Genomic DNA, 2,722 nt, shown 5'->3' with positions numbered 1-2,722 from the left:
ATCATCGACGGCACGCCGCTTCTGATGTTCCTCGATGAAGGCTGGAAGCTGCTCGATGACGAGGTGTTTTCCGCCTTCATCAACGAGACGCTGAAAATTATCCGCCGGCGCAATGGGGTCGTCGGCTTCGGCACGCAGACGGCCGAGGATGTGGTGAACTCGTCGATCTCGTCCTCGCTGATCGAGCAGACGAAAACCAACATCTTTTTTCCCAATCCGAAGGCGAGCAAGGACTCCTACATGGCGCGCTTCTCCCTGACGGCGAAGGAGTTCGAGTTCGTGCGCCGCACCGCCAAGGAAACGCGCACATTCCTGGTCAAGCACGACAGCGATTCCGTCGTTGCGAAGCTCGATTTGTCGGGCATGCCCGACCTCATCAAGGTGCTGTCGACCAACGAAACCAGCATCAAGGAATGCGAACGGCTGCGCGAGACTTACGGGCAGGAGCCGGAAGCGTGGCTGCCCTACCTTTGTGGATGGGAAAGCGAGCATGAAGAAGCGGCTTAGCAGCGCGATTGTCGCGGCCGCGATTATGCCGGGGCAGATGGCGGTGGCCCCGGCGCTGGCGCAAATCGCGGTCATCGACAATTCCAATCTAGATAAGCGTGCGCAAGACGAGCAGCACAGCGCAAAATCGCACGATTCCAAATCCGACGAGCAGGAGAAGAAAAAGAGCCTCGTTTGCACCTATACGAACAAATACAGGTCGCAAATGTTCAGCCGCCCCCCAGGCGAGGCGCTGAGCCGCGACGCGGAAAACGCAAGGCTCATCCGCTACTATGCGCAAAAATATGGCGTTCCGGAGGGCCTAGCGCTGTCGGTCGCCTACCAGGAATCGCGCTTGGACAGCTGTGCCGGCTCGCACACCGGCGTCAAGGGCGTGATGCAACTGACGAAGGGAACGGGCAGGCAGCTCGGCTTCGATCGCGACATCAACGAGCAAAACATCGAGGGCGGCGTCAAATATCTCGGCAAAGGCGTCGCACAATGCGGCGCCAGCAACTACAGTTGCCTGGCGAGTTTCTATAACGGCTCGAACGCCGCCGAACAGGCTGGGTGGGCCTCGGGCGTCGGCCGATGGCACGGCTATTTTGACAATTACGTCTCCAGCGGAGAGGCGCCGGTGGCGTCCCCGCCAGCGATCAGCATCGTGACATCAAGCGGACCGGGCGGGTCTGCCCAAAGCGGCGCCCTCGATTCCGTCTCCAAAGCCGCGGCCAACCTCGACACCAGCTCCGCACGGATGACTGCCAATTCCTCGCAGATCGCCGCGCTCGCCGGCGGGGTCGGACAGGTTGGCGAATACAAGGAAGCCTGGGAGCTCAACTCGTCCGCTCGAAGTCTCAATGCCGGCGTGACCGGCCAATATATCGGTCAGGCATCGGACTTCACCGCCCTGCTCGGCCAGTTTCTTTCGTTGAACAACGTCGGAGCCTCGCAGACCGCGCGGATCATTGCCCCGCCGCCGGATGGCGGGCCAAATCCCTTTTCATGCGACCCGGCCGAGCTTGAACGCCTGCGGATCGATCGAAGCCAATGGCTACCCTGTGCGAGCCGGAACGCCGAGAGCGGTTCGGGAAAAGCGCAGTCCGTGCCAATCAACGCCGATCCAAGCGGCGCGGCTCGCGCGATCGAAGCAATCCAGGAATAGGAGGCTGATGTGAGAAAAATCTCTTTCGCGGCATGTGTAACACTTCTGTCCAGCGTCGCTCATGCGCAGATCGCCGTCATCGACAATGCGAATTTGGACATTGCCCGCCAGAACGCGGACAACACCAATTCGATCATGGGCTCCAACAAGGATATCCTCGAGAAGAGCAATCAGATCCTGCAAGCGTTGACGGGCAGCCGCAACGGCTCTCTCGGTATCGGCCAAATGGGCTTGGGCGGCAACATGTCGATTGCGCAAGCGCCGAGCTTCGGATCGATCCTGAATGGCGGCGCCCTCTCCTTCGGCGGGCTGTCGCCTGAAATCCAGAAGATCGCCGGCGCGGTCATTAACGGCCTGCAGCTGGTCAAACTGCTCCAGCAGATCACCGGCAATGGCAGCAGTGCCGTCAACACTGCCTATAGCGGCAGCGTCAACGTCGCCTCGCTGTTGAGCGCCCTCACCTCGCAGGCCTCACAAGGGGTCGCGCAACGCGAACAGTCGTTGCAGTCGGCCAGCGGCCAGATCGGACAGTCCGAGGACGTCAAAGGCTCGGTCGATCAGAACACCCGCATGCAGCTCGAGAACGCACGTGCGGTCAACGAGCTCATCGGCGTCCAGAATGGTGCCGTCGCCGCGCTCAACGAGGAAATGAAGACCCGGCTTTTGCGCCAAAGCCAGGTGCAAAAGCTGATGACGCCGGCGCAAGTCAATCCGTTCGAAAATTTCGGCAAAAGCGGGAACTGATCGTTGAGGTGCCGAGCGAAACGGATGCCAGCCTGGTGGCGGCGGGTCGGCGTGATCGCCGCAACGGTCGCGAGCCTCATGCTAGGCGGGTGCGCCGGGCCAGGTCGCGAGCTCAAGGCGCCCTGCGCGCCGCTGGCCTATGCCGGCGATACGAGCTGCGGACCCTTCAAGCCGGTTAACGCGCCACCCTTCGATCGTGTTGTCGAGGCTGGATGAACGGGCTGGCAACAAGCATTCTGGGAGGCATCGATGACGTCGGAAAGGGCTTTGTTTCCAGCGTCTACATGCAGCTTGGCTACGCGCTGGGGAATGTCTACGCGCTCATGC

The 2,722-nt window shown here is 61.1% G+C and carries 2 protein-coding genes and 1 pseudogene; all 3 read left to right on the top strand.

Annotated elements, in window-relative coordinates; all coding sequences use genetic code 11:
- Positions 1-507: pseudogene (locus tag EOA24_RS33390) on the top strand (type VI secretion protein); the annotation flags it as partial.
- Positions 491-1,651 carry a lytic transglycosylase domain-containing protein gene (locus EOA24_RS33385; RefSeq protein WP_127410554.1) on the top strand — a complete coding sequence of 387 codons (1,161 nt, stop codon included), beginning with the start codon at positions 491-493 and terminating at the stop codon, positions 1,649-1,651. The pseudogene EOA24_RS33390 and the gene EOA24_RS33385, both read left to right, overlap by 17 nt.
- A gap of 9 nt (positions 1,652-1,660) precedes the next feature.
- The gene (locus EOA24_RS33380) at positions 1,661-2,395 is read left to right on the top strand and encodes a type IV secretion system protein (RefSeq protein ID WP_127410553.1); all 735 of its coding nucleotides are present in this window, start codon (positions 1,661-1,663) and stop codon (positions 2,393-2,395) included.
- The last annotated feature ends 327 nt before the right edge of the window (positions 2,396-2,722 follow it).

The sequence above is a fragment of the Mesorhizobium sp. M2A.F.Ca.ET.039.01.1.1 genome (assembly GCF_003998035.1).
Classification (GTDB): domain Bacteria; phylum Pseudomonadota; class Alphaproteobacteria; order Rhizobiales; family Rhizobiaceae; genus Mesorhizobium.
The sequence above is the reverse complement of the archived record's forward strand: the minus strand, read 5'-3'. Positions and strand labels throughout refer to the sequence as shown.